Genomic DNA, 25,740 nt, shown 5'->3' with positions numbered 1-25,740 from the left:
AAGTTAATGCCTTTTATTTTTTTGTGGTACTTGCTTGATATTTGTATATTGTCAGCTTTATAATTGAAAATTATTCAAAATAATAGGCTTTTAACATGCTTATTCATAAAAACTCAATACGAATGAAATTAAAATATATTTTTCTTTTTGTCTTCTTAGGATTAGTGAACATTACAACAGCACAACAAAAAGAAATTACGCTGCTAGAAATTTGGAGTGGCGCTTTTGCAACGAGCGGAATGGACGTTTTACATTCTATGAACAATGGACAACAATATACTGTACTAAACAGGCGATCAGGTTCGGTAGATAAATACGATTACAAAACACTTCAGAAAGTTGAAACCATTGTAAAAGCGAGTGATCTTTCTGAAATACAATCATTTTCTTCATATAGTTTTAGCGACGATGAAAGCAAAATGATCTTAGCGACAAAAGTAGAACGTGTCTTTAGAAGATCTACTTTAGGAATCTTTTACGTGTACGATATCGCTTCAAAAAAAGTAACTAAAATTTCGAATAACAAAATACAAGAGCCAACCTTTTCTCCAAATGGAAAAAAGGTTGCTTACGTTTATGAAAACAATATCTACATTAAAGATTTGATGTCTGGTAAAGAAACGCAGATCACGAATGATGGTGTGAAAAACAAAATTATCAATGGTGTTACGGATTGGGTTTATGAAGAAGAATTTGGTTTTGTGCGCGCTTTTCAGTGGAATGCTGCCAGCGATCATATCGCTTTTATTCGTTTTGACGAAACAGAAGTTCCTGAATTTTCCATGGATGTGTACGGAACAAAATTATATCCGCAACAGCATGTATTTAAATATCCAAAAGCAGGAGAAAAGAATGCAATTGTATCACTACACTTACATAGTTTAAAAAGTGGAAAAACTTCAGAAATCAATTTAGGAGAATACACAGACTTCTATATTCCAAGAATCAAATGGACAAATGATCCGAATCTGTTAAGTGTACAAGTCATCAATAGACATCAAAACGAGTTAGATTTGATAATGTATAATGCTGCAAGCAATCAGGCAAAAATAGTATTAAAAGAAACCGATAAAGCGTATATTGATATTACAGACAACCTAACGTTTTTAGCAGACAATAGTTTTATTTGGACAAGCGAAAAAGATGGGTTCAATCATATTTATCATTATAAAAAAGATGGTACATTAATCAATCAAGTTACGAAAGGGAATTGGGAAGTCACTAAATATTACGGTTATGATGAAGACGAAGATCGTGTATTTTATCAATCAGTAGAAAATGGTTCTATCAACAGAGATATCTATGCTATCAAAATAAACGGAAAGAAAAAGAAAAGACTTTCTACAAAAGAAGGAACAAATAGTGCAAAATTTAGTGCAGATTTTACATACTACATCAATACGTTCAATAATGTTACTACTCCTAACGAATACACATTACACTTGGCGAAGAATGGAAAATTAGTCAAAGAAATAAAAAATAATGCTTCTGTAAAAGCAAAATTGGCAAACTACAAAATGTCACCAAAAGAGTTTTTCACGTTAAAAACAGCAAAAGGGCAGGAGTTAAATGCTTGGATAATAAAACCAGCTGACTTCGATGCTTCTAAAAAATATCCTGTATTCATGTATCAATATTCTGGTCCAGGTTCTCAGCAAGTTGCCAATCGTTGGAACGGCGCTAATGATTATTGGTACCATATGTTAGCACAAAAAGGAATGATTATTGTGTGTGTTGATGGACGCGGAACTGGATTTAAAGGAGCTGATTTCAAAAAAGTAACCTACAAAGAACTGGGTAAATACGAAGTAGAAGATCAAATTGATGCAGCCATTGAACTTGGAAAACGTTCGTATGTAGACAAAGATCGTATTGGAATTTGGGGATGGAGTTACGGAGGATTTATGTCGAGTAACTGTATTTTAAAAGGAAACGATGTATTTAGTATGGCAATTGCAGTTGCTCCAGTAACAAGTTGGCGTTTTTACGATTCTATTTATACGGAACGTTACATGCAAACTCCGCAAGAAAATGCAAGTGGTTATGACGACAATTCGCCAATAAACTACGTAGATAGACTAAAAGGAGATTACCTATTAGTACACGGAACAGGTGACGATAATGTACACGTACAAAATACCATGCGTATGATTGATGCACTTGTAAACGCCAACAAACAATTTGATTGGTTAATTTACCCAGATAAAAACCATGGAATTTATGGTGGTTACACACGTTTGCATCTATACACCAAAATGACAAACTTTATTGAAAACACCTTATTAAAAAAATAACAACAAATTACACTAACCCAAACTATTTAATATAATGACAGACTCAGTAAAACAAGAAAAAGAGATTTTCGGGCATCCAGTAGGATTGTTTGTATTATTCTTCACGGAATTATGGGAGCGTTTCTCGTATTATGGAATGCGTGCTTTATTAGTACTCTATGTAGCTACATCAGCAACCGCAGTAGATCCTGGATTGGGTTGGAGTAACGGAGATGCCATTTGGCTTTACGGATGGTACACAATGTTAGTGTATGTAGCATCAATTCCTGGTGGATATCTTGCCGATAAATTTCTAGGACAGAAAAAAACGGTAATGCTAGGAGGATTTCTACTCTGTGCAGGTCACTTAGTTTTAGCAATTCCGACCACTTGGGCATTCTTTACGGGTTTATTATTAATTATTCTTGGAGTTGGAGGATTAAAACCAAACATTTCAACAATGGTTGGTGGATTATACAAAGAAGGAGACATTCGACGTGATAGCGGATTTACAATTTTCTACATTGGTATCAACATTGGAGCTTTCTTATCTAGTATTGTTGTTGGATTAGTCGCTTACAAATACGGATGGCATTACGGATTCGGTTTGGCCGGAATTGGAATGTTAATTGGACAAGCAGTATTTATCGGTGGACAAAAACACTTAAAACATGTTGGAAACTACATTGGTGCAGCAGATTCTGGTGTAGACAAAGCTGTGATGGACAATCCGTTGACGAAAATAGAAAAAGACAGAATCATTGTATTATTAATCTCTTTCCTAATTGTAGTCGTATTTTGGGGAGCTTTTGAGCAAGCTGGAGGATTAATGAACTTATATACTGATGCAAAAGTAGACAGAAACATAGGTTTATCATGGCTTGAAGAAATACCTGCGGCTGTATTCCAATCACTAAATGCTGGATACATCATCATCTTTGGAACTGTAATTGGAGGTTTCTGGTTATGGTGGAAAAAACAAGGGCGAGAATCTTCTTCACTATTCAAAATGGCAGTCGGAACTATTATCATGGGATTAGGATATGTATTCATGATGTTTGCCTCTAAAGAAGCAAGTGCTGTTGAATTTGGAAAAGCTGCAATGTACTGGGTATTCTTAGCCTACTTATTTCACACTATTGGAGAATTATGTACTTCGCCAGTATCATTATCATTCATCACAAAATTAGCGCCTGTGAAATATGCTTCCATTATGATGGGAATTTACTTTGCGGCAACTGGTTTTGGAAACAAACTCGCAGGAAGTATTGGAGAAGCAGCACAGCTAGAATCATACAGCGGGAAAATGATTGCCAACAAAGAGCAGATTTACAATTTTACCAAGAAAGATACGATTGAAGTAAAAACATTGGTAAATGGGGAAAAAGTAATCAAAGATGTGTATGACTATCCAATCAACGAAGACAAAAACTTTTCAGTAAAAGCAAAAGTATTCTTAGAAGGCGATAATGTTGTTTTCAACGAATACGAAAATGGTACAAATGTGAACAATCTATTTGATCTCTTGAAAGTTGATACGGAAGACAAAAAACCTGAAGAAATCAAAAAAGCACAAGAAAAGAAAAAAGAAGAACTAGAAAGCTTAAAAACATATCTAAAAGAAAATAACGTAACAAAAGATGCGCCACATCATGTAAAATTAACATTTGAAAAAGATGCTGATAAAGCGCAAATCATAGAGAACAAAGGAGATGGAAAAGACTACGGTGTTTCATTCGTAATTGAAGAAGCGCAAAGTCAACAAGAATATAAAATATTTACATTCTTAGTAATCTTTACAGTAGCCTTCGGATTATTATTGATCCTATTCTTAAAGAAACTGAAAAAACTCACGCATGGCGCGGAAGACAACGAAGGAGTTGACTTTGGTGAAAATGCAGGGTTCGAATTGGCAGATCCAGAAATTAATGAATAATCAATAAAGCACTTCTTTATGAGTACAGATATAGAAAATCTATTTAAAGACAAAGTATTAGGACATCCAGCAGGATTATTTGTATTATTTTTTACTGAAATGTGGGAACGCTTTTCGTTCTACGGAATGCGCGTATTATTAGTAAACTTCCTTACAATGGCAGCCATCAGTTACAATCCTGGTTGGGAATGGACAGCTGAAAATGCAGGCGCATTATTTGGAACATACGCCATGTTACTCTACATCACGCCAATTATTGGAGGATACATTGCTGATAAATACACAGGTTATCGATGGGCAGTCATCATAGGAGCACTCATTATGACGTTAGGACATGCGTCTATGGCAATAGAAACAGAAGCTTCTTTATACATCGGATTGGCATTATTGGTTATCGGAACTGGTTTCTTTAAGCCAACGATGACCTCAATCATCTCTGAAATGTATAAAAAGAATCCCGAGAAAAAAGATGGAGCGTATACCATTTACTACATGGGTGTAAACGCAGGAGCTTTCTTCGGAATGATGCTTTGTGGATATCTCGCTGAAAAAGTTGGATGGGCATGGGGATTCGGTCTAGCCGGAATATTCATGTTGCTAGGAACCTTACAATTTTGGTTGGCAGGAAGTCTGTTTGGAAACATTGGAGCAAAACCAACGAAGGTTCACGAAGTAGAACTTCCTCAAAACATCAACGAAAAAAGTGTTGAAATTAAAGATGATGCTACAGAAGTTGAAGAAAAACCAAACCCTTTTACCTTAGTAGACAAAGTACTTATGATTATCTCTGCCATCATTGGTTTGGGATATGCATTCAACGATCCGCTATCTAAAATTGGTGGAATCGATATGTTCTCAGCATTTCAAATCAAAGATATTGAAGGGCAATACGTAGCCGTATTAGTCGCATTGGCACTTTTCCTTTTCTTAGTCATATCAAGGATATCCAGATACACAAGAATCGTACGAGATCGAATGATTGCGTTTATCATATTCGCCTTCTTTACCGTATTTTTCTGGTTGGCGTTTGAGCAAGGAGCATCATCGTTAGTATTATTTGCAAGAGATAATGTAGACAGATCGTTAACCGGAAACTCAGCGATCATTTTTAATGTCATCAACACATTACTAACGGTAATTCCGCTAATCATCATCTCGTGGGTTTTATACTTACTTTGGAAGAAAACCTACAGTAAAATTGGACTTTCAAACATTGTATTAGTCGTTTGTTTTCTCCTCATGTGGGCACTTGTCGGATGGATGTTAAACAGAGACTTTAACACAGTATCTTATGATATTACTTATGATGCTGTACGTACAAACGCTTCGCCGAGCAGTTATGGATTGCATCCTGACAGACAAAAACAATTTGAAGGAAAATTACTTGGTGGATCATTTGCTGCGCCAGGTACTGAAGGCAAAGCGCTAAGTATTAGTATTGATAGTATTGTATATCAAGGAAATGTACTCAAGCAGAAAAAATCTGAAAGTTACATAAGAACAGAAAGAGAAGCAGAACAAAAATCACTAAACGAAGCCTATGTTGCTTCTGTAGTAGCTATAAAAGATACAGAAAATGCAAACGTATACTACACGGATGATGAAGAAGTGAAGAAAATTCCGTTAAGCAAGCTGTATTACGATATGCCAATCTCTGAAGGAATGGCGAGAACACAAGCTGATAATGTTGTTCAAAAAGAAACATCAATTGCAGAACCTACAGAATTTACTGTGGGTCAAGAATTGCAAATCATCAAAAAAGACAATGAAGGTACTTCTTTTGGATATTTAGATGAAATCCGATTAGGAATGGCAAAAGCGGCTACCGAAAAAGACAACGGAATCATCACAGCGAAAGTCACAGAAATTAAAAGTAACGAAGTGGAAATCACGGTTTCTTGGTTTAGTATCTTAAACTCGTTCTTTATCATTGTATTTGCATCGTTCTTCTCTAAATGGTGGGAAAGCAAATACAATCCGACAGCAGCAACCAAATATGCTCTAGGATTAATCATCATGGCAGTTGGATTCGGATTACTAGCCTTCGGTTCTTACGGAATCAGTGAAGGTGTAAAAGTAAGTATGATATGGCTTATTCTAGCCTATCTATTCCATACACTTGGAGAGTTATGTCTGTCACCAGTTGGACTATCTTATGTAAGTAAATTGGTGCCTGCACGTATGATAGCTTTCATGTTCGGAATGTGGTACTTAGCCATTGCAATTGGAAACAAACTCGCAGCCGTAATTGGTGGGCAAATTGAAAACATTACCAAAGAATACGATTTATTCACGTTCTTTATGATATTTACCATTGTTCCAGCAGCAGCCGGTTTATTAGTTTGGGCACTAAATCCATTATTGAAAAAACTCATGCATGGTGTAAAATAACCAGCAAAAAATATAAAATCTTTAAAAAAGTGTTTCTTCGGAAGCACTTTTTTTTAGTTAAAAATCAAATTGTATCTTGTATGCGTAAAGTAGGCACAGAGTTTGCGACTGAACAATTATAAATAAAAAGCACATGAAAAAAATCATAGTATTAGCGAGTATACTTTTGTTAAGTATCACTACAATAAACGCGCAAAAAATCAATTGGGTTACCATGGAAGAAGCGCAGGAACTCATGAAAAAAGAACCACGAAAAGTCATCATGGACGTTTACACAACTTGGTGCGGACCGTGTAAAATGTTGGATAAAAATACCTTTGGAAATCCTGATGTAGCAAAATATATCAACGAAAACTATTATGCCATCAAATTCAATGCAGAAGGAGATGAAAGTGTTACTTTTCAAGGAAATACGTTTACCAATCCAAACTACGATCCTGCAAAGAAAAAAAGAAGAAATGCACAGCATCAATTTGCAAGATATCTAAGTGTACGCGCCTATCCAACAATGGTATTTTTTGATGAAGATTTCAAGCTTATTGCTCCAATTTCAGGGTATTTAGTACCAAGTCAAATAGAAATCTATTTGAAACTCTTTAAAACGGACAAATACAAAACAGTCAAATCCAAAGAAGATTGGGAAAAATATCAAAAAGAATTCAAGTCTGAATTTAAAAGCTAAATTTATTCTTCTAAAATAATAGAAAAAAATCCTTTTTCACCCGTATAGTGAAAAGGGATTTTTTGTTTTTCAGCAGCAGCTTTCCAACGTTTCACATAACTTCTATAATTACTTCCATCGGCAATAATATAACTTGGTTGAATGGTTTTTATAACACGATCTAAATTCACTTTTGGCGAATGATTCAACAAAAGATATGTAGGTTGTAATGTCGGAATTTCATAAATACCCAAACTATCAATTCGTAACAAATAAGCATCATTCACTTGAAATACATTTTGCAAACGTTCTACAGAAATGACTTGATTTGGTGTTTTATGCAATTGATGATTGATCGTGTAATTTTTCGCGAAAGCAATACTATCTAAATTGTGAAATAGCTGTAAATTCATTCCGTGTTGTTCAGCAATAATAGAAGCTTTACTTTGATGAAAAATAGTAAAAGAAGCTGTTGTGTTATTTTGTTTTGCACGATTAAAAAACCATAACCCTTGACATACCAAAACACTGCATAATGCTATTTTTAATTGTTTCCCTTTCGGGAGATGAAAATACTGTGCAAACCCAATCAGTACTACATAACAAGCAATCATTTGATAAAAACTCATGGAAATGTTTTCGATTACGAACTGATCGTGAGAAGCAATCCAAGAAACAAAAACGTTCATCTGTTGAATGATAAAACGATACAGCATGCTTAAAAATTCGGGTAGTAATTGAAAATACGCAAGAACAATTACCAAAATTCCCAAAGCTAAAATAACGCCGAGAACAGGAATAATGGTCAAATTTGCTACAAAAAACAATCCAGGAAACTGATGAAAATAATACAAACTTAATGGCAAAACGCCCAATTGTGCCGAAAAACTCACAGTAAGTAAACTCCAAAATGATTTTGGTAAAAACGACGTCGGATTCCAAAGTTTTTTCCACAAAGGTTGCAACCAAACAATGGCGAAAACAGCCGCATAACTCAGTTGAAAACCAACATCAAACAAAAAATGTGGTTTAAATAGCAATAAGAAAAACATAGAAACCGTAAGCACTTGCAACGTATTGGTTTCTCTCCGAAAATGTGTGGCAATGACAATAGCAGTAAACATCGTTACAGCACGAACGACTGAAGCTGACAAGCCAGAAATAAAAGCAAAACTCCACAAAATGGAAAGCATCAAAAATAATCTCAACGGTTTTCCATAGTTATAACGTTTCAGCGGATTCAATAAAAACTGCAATAAAAACATCAAAATTCCAACATGTAATCCTGAAATCGCCAAAATATGAATCGCTCCTGCATTGGCGTAATTGGTTTGTAATTCCTTTGAAATCTGTTGTCGTTGTCCCAGCAAAAGTGCTTCAATTACAGCTAATTCATCTGCTTTAAAATTATTTTCTTTTAAACGGTTGTGAATTGTGCTTCGGAGCAAAGCTGCATAACCATACAAGGTTTTTGGCGGGTTTTTAGCAACAATAAATTCATTAGACTTCAAATACAATTGATGATAGATATACCGATCATTCAAATACGCTTTATAATCAAAATTTGTCGGATTCAATGCCGATTTTATCTCCGTAAAGGGAATTGCTGTATGCAAAATAGCATCTACATGTAATGGTTTTGAAACACTATCTTTCCGAACATACATTAAAATTTTTCCCGAAACAGCTTTTGCATCTGCAGAAAAAACCTTGCCAACATAACGATCGTAATACGAATTGGGTTTCAATACTTCATGCACTTGAATCTGAGTCGTTTCAATCGTAGCAAGATGACTAAAATGTGACGTATGATTTTTTTCTTGATGGAAATTCTCAATGACAATTCCCAAACTTATCATCGTAAAAAATGCCATCAATCCAAAAGAAATTGTTTGTATAAACTGTTTGCGTGCTTTCCAATAGCAAAAGCACAATACCATAAAAAATCCTCCAAAAACAGCACAACTCAAACGCCAAGGAATCGTCAAATAATACCCAATGAGAATTCCGATGATAAGCGATATTGTAAGCTTTGTAACTGTAAAATGTAGCCATTTCATATTGCTAATTCTTTAAAAGTCATTTCAAAATAAGCAATAGAAAAGTCGCTTACAGAAAATAAATGTATAAGCGTTACAGATAATTAACAAGCGTTGTAATCTGTAGAGAAAAGTCTTGAAAATTTATCCTTTTGAAATAGAATTTAGGGTAAAACGAACGATAAAAATTTCTACCGTAGGTAGCTAGTTGGTAAAATTATTTTCAAACAACACCAAACTAAAGAACTCTACGCGCTTCAGTATAAGCATTTTTCCAATAACGTTCGTTCATGGTAGAAATCAAGACGCCTTTGGAAGTTGTGGCATGAATAAACTTGATGACACCTTTATTGTTTGAGATCACCAATCCCACATGATTGATGCGTTTTCTATTCTTATTTGTCTGAAAAAATAACAAATCACCTTTCACAACGGCACTCAATTTAATGCGCTTTCCTTTGGTAGCTTGTTGATAAGAGACTCGTGGCAAATTTACATTGTGTGCATTAAAAGCTGTGTACATCAAACCAGAACAATCCATTCCTTTACGATTTGTGCCTCCATACTTATAGCGAGTTCCTCGATATGCCAAAGCGGTTTCAACAATAGCATTCGCTTTATTAAAAGTTCTTGTCGTGTTTTTGCGAGTTTTCGTAGTCTTAACAGTTGTTCTCTTTGTCCTTTTGGAAGAAGAAGCTTTTTTAGAAGAACCACAGGAAACGATAAAAACAGAAAGGAAAAATAAAAGAAATAATTTGCGAATCATGTACAATGCTTTTTCGCTAAAGTAGTAAAAATAACAGTTCGCATAAAAAAGCCATCCAAAAATCTAGTGACTTTCAGACGACTTTCTATTAAAATAAAATACGCTCTTAGAATTTAAACGTGCATCCGCAAACGCTCATCTTCCCAGAAACGACTGTTTTCCATTGTCCGTTCCATTTGCCTCCGTAAGAAGCACAGACAACCGGACATTTCTTTTCTGCGTCTTCCTGATTCCAAATTGGTCCTGCCAATACATCTAATGTATATTCTGAAGAACCTGTTGGCTCAGAATTCAAAATAACATCTACTGTGCTCATTTCATTTGGCACAACGGTACGCCAATTTCCGTCAAACTCTCCCAAATGTGCCGCTGCTACAATTGGTCCTTTTTCTTTTCCGTCTTCGTCATTCCAAATTGGTCCTGCTGGAATTGATACTGTAAATTTTCCCATGATGATAGGTTTTTTAAGGTTAATAAGATTAATAATATGATATTACAAATCTCAATAAATAAGTAAAAACCTACAAGTGTAGTAATTCGTATATTTAAAAATAGGTATAAACACGGAGTTTAAATTATTGATTTTCAGATAAGTGTATTTTTCATCTATTTTTGAAGCGCTTCGCAGATCAATGTTGCAGCAGTAGCACTCGCGCCTTTGCCTCCTAACTTTTGTTCTAACTCGTAATAGTCTTCAAATAATGCTATACGTTCATTATGATCCAAAATACGTGTCAACTCCGTTTGAAGATTTTTTGTAGTAAAATCGTTTTGAATCAATTCTTTCACAACTTCTCTGTCCATAATTAAATTTACCAGCGAAATATAATCTAAAGTAATAATGCGTTTGGCAATTTGATAAGAAATAGTACTCGCTTTATAGCAAACAACTTGTGGCACTTTGTACAAAGCGGTTTCTAAAGTTGCCGTTCCTGAAGTTACCAAAGCAGCAGTAGAAATGCTCAACAAATCATAGGTTTTATTATTGATAAATTTTACATTCTTATCAGCAATAAACTGCTCGTAAAATGATTTTTCCTGACTTGGTGCGCCAGCAATGACAAACTGATAGGCAGGAAAATTATCAACCACAGAAAGCATCACAGAAAGCATTTTGGTAATTTCTTGTTTTCTGCTTCCAGGAAGCAATGCTATAATTGGTCGTTCATCCAACTGATGTGTTTTTTTGAACTTCGGAACATCAACCATGTCTCTATCTGCAATTGCATCCAACAATGGATGACCTACAAAATGGACATTATAATCATATTTTTTGTAAAAATCTTTCTCAAAAGGAAGAATCACAAACATCGCATCTACATCTCTTTTGATCTTTTGCACTCTACTTGCTCTGCTTGCCCAAACTTGTGGAGAAATGTAATAATTGGTTCTAAAGCCGTTCTTTTTTGCCCATTTAGCCACAGGAAGATTAAATCCTGAATTATCAATAAAAATAATAACATCAGGTGCATACGCTGCAATATCTTTTTTACAAAAAGACATCATGCCTAAAATTTTGCGAAGATTCATAATGATTTCTATGAATCCCATAAACGCACGCTCTTTATAATGCATGACCAAAGTACCGCCAACTTCTTGCATCAAATCTCCGCCCCAAAACCGAAAATCGGCAGTAGGATCTTGTTTTACAATAGCTTTCATCAAATTAGAACCATGTAAATCTCCCGAAGCTTCTCCTGCAATAATATAGTACTTCATAATAATTAGCTTAACAACCTGTGAGTCATTACACATACGGCAATAATCACGGTAACAATCAAAACACCTTTGGCACGTTCTTCTTTATTACGTTTTAAAAAAGCATAAAAAGCAATAAAATTAAGCGCAGTTCCCCAAGCAATATCTGAACTAATACCACCGTATTTAATTTCACGTCCGAGCAACGTTCCAAAAGCGATGTCTTTAGAATATGCGAGATAGCCTAAATAAATACATGTACCAATTATAGTGGCAACAATACCTACAATAATTCCTGTAATAACTTCTTTATTCTTCATTAAATCCCAAACTATTAAGTTTCTGTATGGCATGATGCGCCGTTAAATCAAACTTTACAGGAACTAATGAAACATATCCGTTTTCCAAAGCCCATTCGTCGGTATCTTCTCCTTTATCTTCATTTACAAACTTTCCTGAAAGCCAATAATATTGTTTTCCGTGCGGATTGGTTCGCTTGTCAAAATCTTCTTGCCAATATGCTTTTGCTTGTCGGCAAATACGAATTCCTTTAATATCTTTCTCTTTTAGCTTCGGAAAGTTCACATTCAACACAACACCTTCTGGCAAACCGTGTTCCAACACTTTTTTTGTAATTCGTTTTACATAACTTTTTGTTGCTTCAAAATTTGCTTCCCAATCATAATCTAACAAGGAAAAACCAATTGCAGGAATTCCTTCAATACCAGCTTCCACGGCGGCACTCATGGTTCCTGAGTAAATAACGTTGATAGAAGAATTTGATCCATGATTAATGCCTGAAACACAAATGTCTGGCTTGCGATTCAAAATTTCATTCACAGCAAGTTTCACACAATCTACTGGAGTTCCTGAACTCGAATACTCAATCTGTGGTCCTTCATCAATGGTAATTGCGGTACAATAAATAGTCGAATTTGCAGTAATTGCATGTCCCATACCACTTTGTGGGCTGTCTGGAGCAACGACAATAACATCACCTAATTCGTTCATTACGTCAATTAGAGCACGCAATCCTGGTGCGGTAATACCGTCGTCGTTTGTAACTAAAATCAAAGGTTTTTCATTCATAAAAAAAGTACATCATTTAAGATGCTAAAGTACGTAATTTAACGTTTACATGCATATCATTTTATCTTTAACAAAAAATTAGTAAGATTGTTAAAAAACGGCATAGTTTTTTCTTTATTTTAGTAAAAAATTAATTAATTGGCTTTAATACGTTTATCGTAATCAAATTGAGAATCAATATGATGCTGATTTATGCGAATGATAAAATTAAAATTTGTGAAAATTCAAGCTTTTATGAGAAGGAATAAAATATATTTAGTGGCACTATTAACTTTTGCAATGGTGTCCTGTGGATTTGCGAAAAAATCTTTCGACGATCCTGAACAAGATAAAACATTAGTAGATTTAATTTCTTATGTTTTAGGTAGATGGCACTTTAATCCGCAAGATATCAATGACGAGTTTTCTGAAAATGTCTACAATGATTTCATCAATGCGGTTGATCCGATGAAACGCTATTTTTTAGCATCAGATTTGGAAGAATTTAGTCAATACAAAGATAAAATTGACGATGAAATTAAAGAACCTGGAGTGCAATTCTTCAGTCTTGTACACGAGCGCTTACTACAGCGAATGGAAGAAACAAAAAAGTATCAAAAAGAATTATTGGAGAATCCTTTCGACTTTACAAAAAACGAATCTATCAACAGAGATTACGACAAAATTGATTTTGCCAAAGATGTTGCAGAACTAAAAGAGCGTTGGAGAAAAGAATTGAAATTTTCAACCTTGGCAAACTACGATATCAAATTAGAAGTTGAAAAGAAAAAGCAAAAAGAAGATGAAGCTTACGAAGCTAAAGATGCAATTACTTTAGAAAAAGAAGCGCGCGAATCTACTGCGAAAACGTATGTTGAGTTTTATGATTTAATGGACGATTTAGAGCGCAAAGATTGGTTTAGCATTTATGTAAATGCAATTGTAGAAGAATTTGATCCGCATACCTCATATCTTGCGCCACAAGACAAAGATCGTTTTGATATGAGCATGTCTGGAACGCTAGAAGGAATAGGAGCACGTTTGCAAAAACGTACAGAAGGCGCAAAGATTTTTGAAGTAATTTCTGGTGGACCAGCTTGGAGAAGTAAAAAAATTGAAGCTGGAGATGTCATTCTAAAAGTTGCACAAGAAGGCGAAGAACCTGTAGATATTGTGGGAATGCGTTTGGATGATGCTGTAAAACTTATCAAAGGACCAAAAGGGACAAAAGTAACGCTTACCGTGAAAAAAGTAGATGGTTCTATCGAAATTATCACCATCAAAAGAGATTTAGTTGAAATTGAAGAAACCTATGCAAAATCGGCAGTAGTGAAAAAAGGAGAACGTACTTTTGGTGTGATTAACTTGCCAAAATTCTACGTAAACTTCGAAGATTACAATAAAAGAAATGCTGCGAGCGACGTGAAAAAAGAAATAGAGCGTCTCAAAGAGCAAGGCATGGAAGGTTTGGTGTTAGACTTAAGAAATAATGGAGGAGGATCTTTGAAAACTGTAGTAGATATGGCTGGATTCTTTATCAAAGACGGACCTGTAGTACAAGTAAAAAGTTCGGTTGATGGGAAGGAAGTTTTAAATGATGAAGACAGTCGCATTCAGTGGGATGGACCCTTGGTAATTCTTGTAAATGAATTATCGGCTTCTGCTTCAGAAATTTTAGCAGCAGCATTGCAAGATTACAAACGAGCTGTTGTAATAGGAAGTAAGCAAACGTATGGTAAAGGAACGGTACAAAATATTGTTGACTTAAATAGATTTGTAAGAGGAGGAAACGGAAACGTTGGTGCGTTAAAATTAACAACTCAGAAATTTTATAGAATCAACGGAGGATCAACACAATTAGAAGGTGTAAAAAGTGATGTTGTTGTGGTAGATAAATACAGTTTTATTGATGTAGGTGAAAAAGATCAGGAAAATCCATTACCTTGGGATCAAATTGATCCTGCAAAATACGATCTTTGGGACGGTTATATCGATTACGACAAAACGATCAGTAGAAGTAAAAAACGTATGGCAAACAATGCGCAACTAAAATTGATTGAAGAAAATGCAAAGTGGATCAAAAAGAGACGTGATGACAACGAATATCCTTTAAATTACGCGGAATACAAAAAGAAAGCAGACAAGGATGAAGCCTATGCAAAACGCTTCAAAGCAATATCTGATTATGATACGCAACTAACATTCACGTCGTTACCTTATGAAGAATTGTTGATGCAAAAAGATTCTACATTGCAAGTAAAAAGACAAGCTTGGCATGAAGAATTATCAAAAGATGTTTATGTAGAAGAAGCAATTAACGTATTAGGAGACATTCAACTGAACAACATCAAAAAGAAAAAACGATCGGTTGTAAAAGGTTAATATAAAAAACATTAATGAGTAAAAACTCAAATTCACTAACAAGATTAGCGCTCCAAAAATTCAAGAAGAATTTTTGGGGCGTTTTGAGTTTTTGCTTTATTGTAATTTGTGCATTTATTGTCGTTTTTGCATATGCGTTCACACCAGACGATACCAAAAATGCCAATCAAATGCATTTGTCAATTCACTCGAAAAAACCAGGATTCTCAGTGCAAATGTTGACGATTCCTTCCACAGAAAAAATAGAAGAAAGCTTTTTAAACAGGTTGTTTTTTGGAAAGGAAAACACAGCAACAGAAATTCCAATTTCAAATTATCATATAGAAAACAATCAATTATTTATCACGGAATATTCTGATAGTGCTATTGAAGGAATTGAAAAAGAAATTCCATTGAGTTCCTTTCCAGCGTTGACACAAGCAAGCGAAATTCCAGCGAAATTTATCAAACAAAAAACCTTTCGATTAGGAACCGACAAATATGGGAGAGACGTTCTGAGTAGAATGTTGATCGGAATGCGCATCTCTTTTACCATAGGATTTGTGGCGGTTTTTATTTCACTTATAATTGGAATCTCGTTAGGTGCATTGGCAGGATATTTTGAAGGTAAAGTAGATGCGATCATTATGTGGATCATCAACGTAACTTGGTCCATTCCAACATTACTTTTAGTCATTGCAATCACGCTTACGCTTGGAAAAGGTTTTTGGCAAGTATTTGTTGCTGTCGGACTCACGATGTGGGTTGAGGTAGCTAGAATTGTACGCGGACAAGTACTAAGTGTCAAACGCATGCAATATGTCACTGCGGCACGTGCGCTAGGTTATCACGATTTCAGAATCATCATCAAACATATATTGCCAAACATTATGGCGCCTGTCATTGTAATCTCGGCAGCCAATTTCGCAGCAGCGATTTTAATAGAAAGTGGACTCAGTTTTTTAGGAATCGGAGCACAACCGCCAATGCCAAGTTGGGGCGCAATGATAAAAGATCATTACAGTTATATCATTCTAGGAAAACCGTATTTGGCAATCATTCCAGGAGTTGCAATTATGAGTTTGGTAATGGCGTTTATGTTGGTTGGAAATGCTCTGCGTGATGCTTTGGATGTGAAGAATTAATATATAAATTTGAAAGTATCAATTAGAAAGTATTTTTTGAACACCAAACACCAAACACCAAACACCAAACACCAAACACCAAACACCGAACACCGAACACCAAATAACCAACATTGAGTAAAGTCGAAATGAAAAGAAATAAAATATATCCACTATTAGTATTGTTAATTGGTGCTGCGTTCATCATCTATGAAAAGTACAGTGAAAACAAAGCAACGAATACTTATGATCCGAATGTAGAAATTCACGGAACAAAAAAACAAACAACAGATAGTTCTCCAAAAACACTAACCAATGAATTCTATTTACCGAGTTCAACAACAGGACAAATTGTACACCATGAAGGCTATTCTTTATCATACAACGAAGCTTTTGAGCAAGCAGAATGGGTTGCGTATGAATTGAAGAAAAATCAAGTAGTGTATACCGATTTCAAACGTCCGTATTTTGAACAAGATGAAGCTGTGACAACAGAATCGGCACATTGGCGGAATTATAAAAAATCAGGATACGATCGTGGACATTTGTGTCCTGCGGCAGATAGAAAATATACCAAAGCCGCTTTTACAGAAACATTCTTAACGAGTAATATTTCGCCACAAAAGCATGATTTTAATGCGGGAATTTGGAATCGATTGGAACAAAAAGTACGCTATTGGGCAAAAAAATATGATGGCGTATATGTCGTTACGGGCGGAATTTTGGAAAATAATTTGAAAACCATAGGAAGCGAAGCTGTTGCTGTGCCAAATTATTTCTATAAAATTTTACTTGATAATTCTGGCGGAAGCACTAAAATTATAGCATTTTTAGTACCACACAAAGATTCTGATAAACCATTGTATGAATTTGTAGTTTCGGTAGATGAACTAGAAAAACGTACGGGAATTGATTTCTTTCCAGAATTAGAAGATACTAAAGAAAATAAACTGGAGGCGATGACGACTTATAAACAGTGGAGTTTTAGAGACTAACGAACATAAATTTCATTAGCATGAAAATCACATATAAATTACAGGAAGAAGATTACTTCATGCATCTTTTGTATGCAGCTTCAACTTCTGAAAATATACAAAAAAAGAAAAGAAAAGGTCACCTTCTTTTTGTAATTGGCTCAGGAATTTTAGCCTGTATTTTTTATTTTAATCAAATAAACGTATTTGCAATATATTTTAGCAGTGTTGCCATAGTATTTCTCTTTTTTTATCCAATGTATTATAAATGGAGATACAAAAGATATTATAAAAAGTATGTTAAAGAAAATTATTCACAGTATTTCAATACTACAGAAACATTAGAAATTTTACCAGATTATATACTTGTTCAAAATAAAATCGGAGAAGGGAATGTGAATCTTTCAGAAGTAGTGAGAGTCAATGAAATTCAAGAGTATTTCTTTGTCGAAATTTCAATAGGAAATGCGTTTATCATTCCGAAAAGAGAATTAACACAAGTAGATGCCTTACGCACAAAATTTAAAGAAGTCGGATTGAAGGTGATAACCAACAATGCATGGAAATGGTAGTGAAATAATATGCTAAATATTACACTTGCGTTTCTCCAGAAGCTCCTTGCGACTCCAAAATTATATCTTGAATAAACAACGGTAAATCTTTCACTTCATACGAGTCAGGAAAAAAGTGATTGTTCAAAATGCTCGCTGGCGTATAATGAACATCGTTAATATTACACCATTCTGTATGTGCTTCCAAGACTTCTAATACCTTCGTATTTTCTGAATATCCGAAGTTTTTATGCCATGTATCAATATCTCTATTAGCATACCATTCTTTTAGCGCTGTATAGGCTTTTTTAGGATCTTGCAAATACAAATCGATCAAGCGAGAAGCAATTTTAGTACTTTTATTTTCGGCATCTTTTGGCACATTAAAAATAAATTCTAAATGAATATCATTGCCATACGAACTAAGTAATTTATCATACGATTCAAAAGCTGCGGTACAAAAACCACATAACGGATTGGTAACACCTTGTAATTTTATGGCTCCGTTAGGATTTCCAAAAACTATGCGTAATTGCTGAGGAATTACGTTGGCATTTAATATGTGCTTCTCTTGTAGCATTGTTTTAAACAATTCAGGATTTCGCTTAAACTTTAGAAAATTAGTTTCCGTTACAGCCAATTTTTCATGGCTTTCCCAATACGATTTGCAATATATCCAAGCAATATATAACAACACAAAAATGCTGACGAGTCTCGCAATATATGATGCGTTAATTTGCCAAACAAAATCGAATGTAGCGAGTAATAATCCTGTTTGTAACACTAAAATTCCTGCAATTAATAAACATAGCGCACACCATTTTTTTAATACAAAACCTTGTCGGAATAGTGCATAAACAATCACTGGAATTCCTGCTAGTGACATTGTTAAAAGCGTACTTTGATGAAATCCGATAGAAGCTAAAATCAAAAATAATCCTGCGAAAAACACAAAAGAAGCATCGCTCAAAGAGATAATTCCGAAGATTTTATTTCCTTTCGTATTAATAACTTCGCCACAAGTACTATTTTTTGAAATTGCACCACACACTTTCGCTACAGCTTTGCTTTTGATGCCCAAATCTTCTCGGATAATTAAAATACTTATGTACAAACCAACTAAAGTAAGCGCAGTGTACAACAAATATGGCAAACTAAAATTGAGCAATACTGTTGTAGAAGCTACTGCAGCAACCACAAAATAGGGAAGCGCCGTTTGTAATGATTTTGTATTGACTGTTTTTTCAAGTTCTTCAACAGCGACAATTGTTCCTGTCCAACGTTCAGAAAACACAGCTTCCGAAAGTTTTTCTTTTTTTCCATCTACATTTACAATGTGAATAGCGCCACGTTTTTTTTCTACCAAAACAACTTCTTCACCTTTTCCATTATTTACAAGTGCCAAAAATGAAGTTGGCATTTGTGACAATGCTTCTTTTGGTACGGTAGCTGCCAAATTATCAATTTCAAAATAATCGAGCGTATCTGTAATAGATTTCAGACTTGGATACTCTGGATGCGATAATAATTGCAAGTTTAAGAGCTCACGATTAACATCCAAATAGCTATTATTGGTTAGTAAGGAAAGGATAATATGTTCCATCTAGTTCATTTCAATTTTGGTAGGGGAAATTAAAATTTTATACTGTTGAGCTAATATAAAAAGTATTTTGGAAGAATGTCGTATGAACTGACGTTTTTAAGAATTAGCTATGTCTAATTTATAAAATGAAGATTATTTAGTACAAAAACTGTCTAAAAAATTAAATAATTACAATCATTTTTTAGACAGTCTACTTTCTACCTATTGGCAAGGCGTATTGGAAGGTAATGTACAAAATGGCGCATCCCATTCTCCACCACAGCGTAAACAGTCTGCTTCATTATTTATAAAAACGCCACCTGTAATTTGACGTTGTTCCTTTTTACTTAATGCTGTTCCTAAATTTGAAATATTTTCTAACATGATTTGTGTTTTTTATGATTAATTTTTTAATGAATGATTTTACTCTTAACACCTAAGAAGCGCATGGCGAATCGTGAGGTAAAGCACATAATGGAGCGTACCATTCTCCGCCACATTGATGGCATGCTTCTTCCGTTCTCGGCCACATACCACCTGTAATTTGACGTTGTTCTTTTTTACTTAATGTAGTTCCTAATTTGAGAATACTTTCTAACATGATTTTATAATTTTTTGGTTAAACTTGATTAGAAAGTAAAAAAACATTAGAAGAAGTCTTTACGGGAAATCCTTACTTAACTTTTTTGTAACAGTTTTTTTGAGAAGAAAAAGTGTAAAATTATATAACTACCATTCGTTAATTCGATTGGCATCTAGCTTAATAAAGATAAAGAGTAAAATGGTAAATCCCCAAAGTCCCGAACCACCATAGCTAAAGAAAGGCAACGGAATTCCAACAGTTGGAAACAATCCAATGACCATTCCAATATTAATAGCAAAGTGAAAAAATAGAATGGCGGCAACGCTGTAACCATATACACGACTGAACTTATTTTTCTGTTGTTCGGCTCTGTGTAAAATCCGTAATAGCAAAAACACAAATAGAAAAATGACAACAGTACTTCCTGCAAATCCCCATTCTTCTCCAACTGTTGTAAAAATGTAATCGGTATCTTGCTCAGGGACAAAATCTCCTTTAGTACGTGTTCCTTTTTGCCAACCTTTTCCCCAAAAACCACCAGAACCAATTGCAATTTCTGATTGATTGGTGTTGAATCCGAAAGTTTTCCGAATCTTTTCAAGTTTTACAGGATCTTTTTCTAGTCCTAAAACCAAGGTAAAACGATCGCGGTGATGTTGTTGAAATACGTTGTAAAAGATGTAATTTACAGCCAAAATAAAACCAATAGCAGCCACTAAAGAAGTCAGTGCTAATGTCGTTTTTCGACGTCGTTTTAATTCTTTTTTAAAGATGATGAAAATACTCGCTAGTCCAAAAACCAACGTTCCGATGATGGTGTAAATGTATCCTAGTTTTAAGGTAATGATAAATAACAATACGAGCGTAAAACCAATCCATAGATAAATAGGTGGCAAACCTTCGCGGTATAGTACAAAAAAGAACGCCATATATACCATGGCACTTCCTGCATCTGGTTGCAACATAATCAATAATGGTGGTGCTAAAATGATAGCAAATGAAATTAATTGATGACTGAAGTAATTGATATTTGTTTGAATGTCACTCAGGTATTTTGCCAAAGCAAGCACGGTTGCCGCTTTTGCAAATTCGGAAGGTTGCAGTGTAAAACTTCCAATTCCGTACCAAGAAGTTGCTCCGTTTACATTTTTCCCAAAAACCATCAAACCGAGCAAACTCAGTAACGCAATCACGTAGATAATACTTGAAAATCGTTCGTAAAATTTTGCTTCTATCGATAAGATAAGAATGATAATTATGATGCTTGTCCCAATAAAAACAAGTTGTTTTCCATATAATTGAGACATATCAAGCACACCCGAAAAGCTTTCAGTTACAGATGCAGAATAGATATTAATCCAGCCAATTCCTACCAATAAGAAATATAGCAATATAGAAAGCCAATCTATTTTTTTGACAAATTTTACTTCTCTACTCATTAATTGTAAATGGTTTCCCGCTTAGTGGCTTTGCATATTCATCTTCCAAACTCTTTTCTAGCACTAACTTTTCCATGTCTTTCAAAGTAATTTCGCCTTTTAGATATTTTTCAATCATTAAGCTAGAAATTTTCCCAGCCCAACGCGCTCCGTAATATCCGTTTTCTACAAAAACAGCAATGGCAATTTTCGGATTCTCCTTTGGTGCAAACGCTACAAAAATTGAATGATCGGTCAATTGAGTTCTTTTACCATCAATTTTTACAAAGTTTTCCGCAGTTCCTGTTTTTCCACAAATCTCGATACCAGGAACATTCAGAAATCTTGCCGTTCCACCTTTTTTCATGCTGAATACATCGTGCATTCCTTGAATTACAGGTTCAAAATGCTCTTGGTCAATAGTCGTATATTTTGGTTCTGTAAAGTGCGGATTGTCTATTGGTTTTCCATCAATCGCTTTGATAATGTGTGGCGTGTAGTAATGTCCTCTGTTGGCAATTGTTGCGGTCATGTGTGCCAATTGAATTGGTGTCATTTCTACTTGTCCTTGTCCGATAGCGTTAGAAATTGTGTTTAATACGTGCCATTTGTCATGCTTAAAATAATCATTCGTATAATAATCGCCGCTAGGTATTCTTCCTTTTCTACCTGTTGATAAATCGTTTCCGAAGTAATTACCTAAGCCAAAACTTTTAATATGATTACTCCATACGTTCATACCTTCGCGTGGTTTGTCGTATTTGCTAATAACTTGCCTGTAAGCATTTGCAAAATAAGCGTTGCATGATTTTGCTACACCGTTTATGACATTGCGTTTTCCACTTCCGCAATGACAACCCATTTTTCGTCCGCTTCGCCCGTAAATATATCCGTTGCGACATGTGTATGTTGTTTGTGGTGTAACGACGTCTTCTTGCAAGGCAACCAATGCATTTAGCGTTTTAAAGGGCGATCCTGGCGGATACATTGCGAGTAAACCTCTGTCGTATAAAGGTTTGTTGATAGAATCGTAATGTAATTTATTGTAGTTTTTTGAGCGTTTTCGTCCAACCAGTAAATTCGGATTGTAGCTTGGTGCGGTAATCAAAGCTAATATTTCTCCCGAGGAAGGTTCAATAGCGACAATTCCACCGCGTTTGTTTACCATTAACTTTTCGCCGTATTCTTGTAATTTAGCATCAATTGTGATTTGAATATCTTTTCCGTTTACGGCAAGTGTATCGTGTCGCCCGTTTTTATACGAACCTAATACATTGTTGTGAATGTCTTTTTGAATATATTTTACACCTTTTTGTCCGCGCAATTCGTCTTCATATGATTTTTCGATTCCTGTTTTTCCGATCAATTCTCCAGATTGATAGTTCGGATTCCTTTTTAATTCGCCATTATTTACTTCACCAATAGAACCTAATACATTGGCACCAACGCTAGTTTGATAATTACGAATGGAACGTTTTTGAATGTAGAAACCTTTAAAACGATGCATTTTTTCTTGAAGAAACGCGTAATCTTTTTTTGCCATTTGTGCGACAAATATCGATGGAATTCGCCAAGAATAGCTTTTGGCCTTTTCTAGTTTTTTTTCGTATTCTTCTTCTGTGATGCGTAATAATTTACAAAATTCAGCAACGTTGAATTCTTTCACTTCACGTGGAACGACCATGACATCATATGATGGCTGATTTGCCACGAGTAATTCTCCGTTTCTGTCATATACAAAACCGCGCTCAGGATAGTCATAAATTGCTTTAATGGCACTGTCATTCAGGAAATTGGTAGCAACTGCATCTTCGTTAAATAATTGTAGATAGGAGAGTCTGCCCGTATAAATAATTCCTACAGAGACAACAACAAGGTATAACAAAAGTTTCCTCATGAATTTTTTCGACTAAATAAAGTTATTGATAATGTGATGACTAGAATTGTAAAGATACTAAAGAATAACGTATTTCTCAGGATGATAAGTATGTTAGAAATGTTAAAAATCTCTAATAAAAAAAAGAAAAAATGATGAATCACGGTCAAAATGATGATATAACCCATTCGCTGACCAAAAGCGGTGTTTTCTAATTTTACAGATTGATGTTCGTAACTTATTCCAAAAGAGAAGCGCAACACAAAAGGTCGTATGTACGCAATAATAACGCATGCCGCCGCATTTGCACCACCAGAATCTGAAAAGATATCAACTGTGAGTCCTAATATAAATGCCGCAACTAGGAAGAAACTTCTATTCGCATTGAACGGAAATAGTAAAATAAAGTAGATGTACACCAACGGATCTATATACCCCAAGAAGTTGATATGATTGCATATCAATACTTGCGCCAATACCGCGATGACAAATCGTAAACTATTCCAAAAAACTGTAGAACCCATTTAATTGTTAGGAGCTAATAAGTTATCAATTTCTTCTCTGTGTAAATTTTCAATGACAAATACATGCTCTAAATTGGTCATGTCGTTAAATAATTGAACATTTACTTCATATAAATTCTCGGTAGTATTCAGTTTAAAGTCTTTTACCGTACCAATAGGAACTCCTTTGGGAAATAACGTGGAGTTTCCACCTGTAATAATGGTGTCGTTTTTTTTAAGCTGTACTACTTTTTCCAAATCGATTAATTGTACAATGTTTGGACTTTTTCCATTCCAAATTAACGTACCGAAATGATTGGTATTTTTTAATTGTGCGTTAATTTTAGAGATCGAATTTAAAATGCTAATTACTGTAGCATGACTTCCCCCAACTTGATCGACAACACCAATGATTCCCTTAGAGTTGATAACGCCCATATCGGTTGCAATACTGTCTGAACTTCCTTTGTTGATGAGCAATATATTGTTGCTTCTTGCGTAACTGTTTTTGGTAATTTTTGCCGCACGTAATTTAAAATCAGTAGGGTAGGACGTACTGTCAATAAAATGAACGGTACTTAAGCTGTCTTCTTTGTTGTATAAAATATTCTTCAATCGACGATTTTCTTCAACCAATCTTTCATTTTCAGATTTTAAGGAGAAATAGGAAGAAACACCATTTGCTTGTTCGTAAATACCACCTGAAAGCCAATTGGCAGAATTGATGAATTTACTCTTGTGATAGGAATGCGATTGAATCGTAAAAATAAGAGAGATAAACAGCAACAGTATAAAGAGAATAAAATTTTTATTCTTTATCAGAAAATTAATAATCTGTTGCATGTACTTTTATGTTCTTATTTAATCAATACGCTTTTGAATTTGCTTAAGTTTTTCAGGGTAATTCCTGTGCCACGTACAACAGCTCTTAACGGATCTTCTGCAATGTATACAGGCAAATCTGTTTTTTGAGACAAACGTTTGTCGAGTCCGCGTAACATAGAACCTCCACCAGCAAGGTAGATTCCTGTGTTGTAGATATCGGCAGCCAATTCTGGCGGTGTTTGCGACAGCGTTTCCATAACAGCATCTTCAATACGTAGAATAGATTTATCCAATGCCTTGGCAACTTCACGATAGGATATTTGAACCTGTTTTGGTTTTCCCGTTAACAAATCACGTCCTTGAACCGACATTTCTTCTGGCGGAACTTCTAAATCTTCTGTAGCAGCTCCAATTTGGATTTTAATTTTTTCAGCAGTACGTTCTCCTACATATAAATTGTGTTGCGTGCGCATGTAGTATACGATATCATTGGTAAAAACATCACCAGCAACCTTTACAGATTTATCACAGACAATTCCGCCTAAAGCGATGACTGCAATTTCAGTTGTTCCACCTCCAATATCAACAATCATGTTTCCTTTAGGTTGCATGATATCGACACCGATACCAATAGCCGCAGCCATTGGCTCGTGTATCAAATAAACTTCTTTTCCATTTACACGTTCTGCCGATTCTTTTACCGCACGCATTTCTACTTCTGTAATTCCTGAGGGAATACAAATAACCATTCGCAATGACGGCGGAAATAGTTTCTTTTTTAACGCTGGAATATTTTTTATAAACAGACTAATCATTTTTTCAGAAGCATCAAAATCGGCAATAACACCATCTTTCAATGGACGAATGGTTTTGATGTTTTCATGGGTTTTTCCTTGCATTCGAGCAGCTTCCTGTCCGACAGCAATAATTTTATTCGACATTCTATCCCTGGCGACAATAGATGGACTGTCAACAACTACCTTGTCATTATGGATAATTAAGGTGTTTGCCGTTCCTAAATCTATTGCTATTTCCTCTGTTAAGAAATCAAAAAATCCCATGTGTTATGTCTGCTATTAATGTGTGTTTTGTAAGTCATTAAAAATGAATT

The 25,740-nt window shown here is 34.9% G+C and carries 22 protein-coding genes; 8 read left to right on the top strand and 14 right to left on the bottom strand.

Going from position 1 to position 25,740, the window contains the following annotated elements; genetic code table 11:
- Window positions 1-122 precede the first annotated feature (122 nt).
- From KAOT1_RS12890 to KAOT1_RS12875, 4 genes are all read left to right on the top strand, one after another.
- Complete coding sequence (locus KAOT1_RS12890; RefSeq protein WP_007095271.1) at window positions 123-2,294, top strand: S9 family peptidase; 2,172 nt, start codon at window positions 123-125, stop codon at window positions 2,292-2,294.
- Window positions 2,295-2,328: 34 nt separating this feature from the next.
- Window positions 2,329-4,209, top strand: a complete 1,881-nt coding sequence (locus KAOT1_RS12885) for a peptide MFS transporter (protein ID WP_007095270.1) — start codon at window positions 2,329-2,331, stop codon at window positions 4,207-4,209.
- A gap of 18 nt (window positions 4,210-4,227) precedes the next feature.
- Window positions 4,228-6,600, top strand: coding sequence for a peptide MFS transporter (locus KAOT1_RS12880; RefSeq protein WP_007095269.1), 2,373 nt, complete (start codon window positions 4,228-4,230; stop codon window positions 6,598-6,600).
- Window positions 6,601-6,733: 133 nt separating this feature from the next.
- The gene (locus KAOT1_RS12875; RefSeq protein ID WP_007095268.1) at window positions 6,734-7,282 is read left to right on the top strand and encodes a thioredoxin family protein; all 549 of its coding nucleotides are present in this window, start codon (window positions 6,734-6,736) and stop codon (window positions 7,280-7,282) included.
- 2 nt (window positions 7,283-7,284) lie between these two features.
- Here the strand turns inward: KAOT1_RS12875 and KAOT1_RS12870 are convergent, their stop codons facing one another.
- The 6 genes from KAOT1_RS12870 to surE all read right to left on the bottom strand — a co-directional run bounded on the left by KAOT1_RS12870 (window position 7,285) and on the right by surE (window position 12,853).
- Window positions 7,285-9,321, bottom strand: a complete 2,037-nt coding sequence (locus KAOT1_RS12870) for a ComEC/Rec2 family competence protein (RefSeq protein WP_007095267.1) — start codon at window positions 9,319-9,321, stop codon at window positions 7,285-7,287.
- A 217-nt stretch (window positions 9,322-9,538) separates the two neighbouring features.
- Window positions 9,539-10,066 carry a C40 family peptidase gene (locus KAOT1_RS12865; RefSeq protein ID WP_007095266.1) on the bottom strand — a complete coding sequence of 176 codons (528 nt, stop codon included), beginning with the start codon at window positions 10,064-10,066 and terminating at the stop codon, window positions 9,539-9,541.
- A 106-nt stretch (window positions 10,067-10,172) separates the two neighbouring features.
- Entirely contained in the window at window positions 10,173-10,517 is a 345-nt protein-coding gene (locus tag KAOT1_RS12860) for a mannan-binding lectin (RefSeq protein WP_007095265.1), read from the bottom strand.
- 155 nt (window positions 10,518-10,672) lie between these two features.
- A complete protein-coding gene (lpxB, locus tag KAOT1_RS12855) occupies window positions 10,673-11,785 on the bottom strand; it encodes a lipid-A-disaccharide synthase (protein WP_007095264.1) in 1,113 nt (370 codons plus the stop codon).
- Between the two features lie 5 nt (window positions 11,786-11,790).
- Window positions 11,791-12,084: a hypothetical protein gene (locus KAOT1_RS12850; RefSeq protein ID WP_007095263.1), complete on the bottom strand. Its 294-nt coding sequence runs from the start codon at window positions 12,082-12,084 to the stop codon at window positions 11,791-11,793.
- Window positions 12,074-12,853: a 5'/3'-nucleotidase SurE gene (surE, locus tag KAOT1_RS12845; protein ID WP_007095262.1), complete on the bottom strand. Its 780-nt coding sequence runs from the start codon at window positions 12,851-12,853 to the stop codon at window positions 12,074-12,076. Before surE ends, KAOT1_RS12850 begins: the two co-directional genes overlap by 11 nt.
- Window positions 12,854-13,087: 234 nt before the next feature.
- Between surE and KAOT1_RS12840 the strand changes: the two genes are divergently transcribed.
- The 4 genes from KAOT1_RS12840 to KAOT1_RS12825 all read left to right on the top strand — a co-directional run bounded on the left by KAOT1_RS12840 (window position 13,088) and on the right by KAOT1_RS12825 (window position 17,863).
- Window positions 13,088-15,214 (top strand): carboxy terminal-processing peptidase, encoded by a 2,127-nt coding sequence (locus KAOT1_RS12840; RefSeq protein ID WP_040560064.1) that lies wholly within the window; start codon window positions 13,088-13,090, stop codon window positions 15,212-15,214.
- A 14-nt stretch (window positions 15,215-15,228) separates the two neighbouring features.
- Window positions 15,229-16,338, top strand: a complete 1,110-nt coding sequence (locus KAOT1_RS12835; RefSeq protein ID WP_007095260.1) for an ABC transporter permease — start codon at window positions 15,229-15,231, stop codon at window positions 16,336-16,338.
- A gap of 128 nt (window positions 16,339-16,466) precedes the next feature.
- Window positions 16,467-17,312 (top strand): DNA/RNA non-specific endonuclease, encoded by an 846-nt coding sequence (locus KAOT1_RS12830; RefSeq protein ID WP_007095259.1) that lies wholly within the window; start codon window positions 16,467-16,469, stop codon window positions 17,310-17,312.
- Between the two features lie 20 nt (window positions 17,313-17,332).
- Window positions 17,333-17,863 (top strand): YcxB family protein, encoded by a 531-nt coding sequence (locus KAOT1_RS12825; RefSeq protein WP_007095258.1) that lies wholly within the window; start codon window positions 17,333-17,335, stop codon window positions 17,861-17,863.
- 19 nt (window positions 17,864-17,882) lie between these two features.
- Here KAOT1_RS12825 and KAOT1_RS12820 read toward each other — a convergent pair whose 3' ends face one another.
- From KAOT1_RS12820 to KAOT1_RS12795, 8 genes are all read right to left on the bottom strand, one after another.
- Window positions 17,883-19,445, bottom strand: coding sequence for a vitamin K epoxide reductase family protein (locus KAOT1_RS12820; RefSeq protein WP_007095257.1), 1,563 nt, complete (start codon window positions 19,443-19,445; stop codon window positions 17,883-17,885).
- A 201-nt stretch (window positions 19,446-19,646) separates the two neighbouring features.
- Complete coding sequence (locus tag KAOT1_RS23350) at window positions 19,647-19,808, bottom strand: hypothetical protein (RefSeq protein ID WP_007095256.1); 162 nt, start codon at window positions 19,806-19,808, stop codon at window positions 19,647-19,649.
- A gap of 52 nt (window positions 19,809-19,860) precedes the next feature.
- Entirely contained in the window at window positions 19,861-20,025 is a 165-nt protein-coding gene (locus tag KAOT1_RS23345; protein WP_007095255.1) for a hypothetical protein, read from the bottom strand.
- A 128-nt stretch (window positions 20,026-20,153) separates the two neighbouring features.
- A complete protein-coding gene (gene rodA / locus KAOT1_RS12815) occupies window positions 20,154-21,446 on the bottom strand; it encodes a rod shape-determining protein RodA (RefSeq protein ID WP_007095254.1) in 1,293 nt (430 codons plus the stop codon).
- Window positions 21,439-23,322 carry a penicillin-binding protein 2 gene (mrdA, locus tag KAOT1_RS12810; protein ID WP_007095253.1) on the bottom strand — a complete coding sequence of 628 codons (1,884 nt, stop codon included), beginning with the start codon at window positions 23,320-23,322 and terminating at the stop codon, window positions 21,439-21,441. The genes rodA and mrdA overlap by 8 nt, the downstream gene beginning before the upstream one ends.
- Entirely contained in the window at window positions 23,319-23,825 is a 507-nt protein-coding gene (locus tag KAOT1_RS12805) for a hypothetical protein (protein WP_007095252.1), read from the bottom strand. The genes mrdA and KAOT1_RS12805 overlap by 4 nt, the downstream gene beginning before the upstream one ends.
- Window positions 23,826-24,647, bottom strand: a complete 822-nt coding sequence (gene mreC, locus KAOT1_RS12800; protein WP_007095251.1) for a rod shape-determining protein MreC — start codon at window positions 24,645-24,647, stop codon at window positions 23,826-23,828. It lies immediately after the preceding gene.
- A 14-nt stretch (window positions 24,648-24,661) separates the two neighbouring features.
- Window positions 24,662-25,690, bottom strand: coding sequence for a rod shape-determining protein (locus tag KAOT1_RS12795; RefSeq protein ID WP_007095250.1), 1,029 nt, complete (start codon window positions 25,688-25,690; stop codon window positions 24,662-24,664).
- Between the last annotated feature and the right edge of the window lie 50 nt (window positions 25,691-25,740).

It is taken from the genome of Kordia algicida OT-1, from assembly GCF_000154725.1.
In the GTDB taxonomy this organism is placed as follows: Bacteria; Bacteroidota; Bacteroidia; order Flavobacteriales; family Flavobacteriaceae; genus Kordia; species Kordia algicida.
The sequence above is the reverse complement of the archived record's forward strand: the minus strand, read 5'-3'. Positions and strand labels throughout refer to the sequence as shown.